At 62.0% G+C, this 1,126-nt stretch carries 1 protein-coding gene; it reads left to right on the top strand.

Going from position 1 to position 1,126, the window contains the following annotated elements:
- Nucleotides 1-46: 46 nt before the first annotated feature.
- Nucleotides 47-1,126: IS630 family transposase (locus tag JF781_RS27955; protein WP_225330678.1), on the top strand; the 1,080-nt coding region annotated here is incomplete at its 3' end.

The raw sequence follows: 1,126 nt of genomic DNA, 5'->3' as shown, positions 1-1,126 counted from the left end.
CTAGTGTCCTGAGTCGTTAATTACGGCTCAGTTGTTAAACTGGGTGATGCCCACTCCGCGTGCTGCTGAGATTGTGTTGACTGATGCTGAACGTGCCGAGTTAGAGGGGTGGGCTCGGCGACGAACGAGTGCGGCGGGGTTGGCGTTGCGGTCGCGAATTGTGTTGGCGGCCGCTGATGGTGAGTCCAATTCCGACATGGCCGACCGGATGGGAATCTCACGCTCGACGGTCAAGCGGTGGCGTAACCGTTTTGTTGAGCAGCGCTGCGATGGCCTGCTTGACGAGCCGCGGCCGGGTAGGCCTCGGGTGGTCGGCGATGGGCAGATCGAAGCGTTGATCACCGCGACGTTGGAGACCACCCCGCCCGATGCCACGCACTGGTCGACGCGCTCGATGGCCACCCACCTCGGGTTGAGTCAGTCGATGGTCTCGCGGGTGTGGCGGGCGTTTGGATTGGCGCCGCACAAGCAGGATTCGTGGAAACTGTCCAAGGATCCGCTGTTCGTGGCCAAGGTCCGCGACATCGTGGGGCTCTACCTGGACCCACCCGAGCGCGCCCTGGTGCTCTGCGTCGATGAAAAGACCCAGATCCAAGCGCTCAACCGCACCGCACCGGTGTTCCCGATGCTGCCCGGCACGCCAGCACGGGCCAGCCACGACTACGTCCGCTATGGCACGTCGAGCCTGTATGCCGCCCTGGACCTGGCCACCGGAAAAGTCATCGGCTCTTTGCATGCCCGACACCGCTCCCAGGAGTTCTTGGCCTTCCTGAAAAAGATCGACGAACAAGTGCCCGCCGACCTGGATTGCCACGTCGTTCTCGACAATGCCTCCACGCACAAGACTCCTGCGGTAAAGCGTTGGCTGACAACACATCCCCGGTTCGTACTGCACTTCACTCCGACCGGCTCAAGCTGGCTCAACCTCGTCGAACGCTGGTTCGCCGAGCTGACCACCAAGAAACTGCGCCGCGGCACCCACACCTCGGTCCGCCAACTCAACGCCGACATCCGCGCCTGGATCGACACCTGGAACGACAACCCGCGACCCTACGTCTGGACCAAAACCGCCGACCAGATCCTGGCAAGCATCGCAAACTACTGCACCAAAATTAATGACTCAGGA

The sequence above is a fragment of the Mycobacterium sp. WUMAC-067 genome (assembly GCF_020217485.1).
GTDB lineage: Bacteria > Actinomycetota > Actinomycetes > Mycobacteriales > Mycobacteriaceae > Mycobacterium.
Note: the sequence above shows the minus strand (reverse complement) of the source record. Positions and strands in the feature narration are given on the sequence as shown.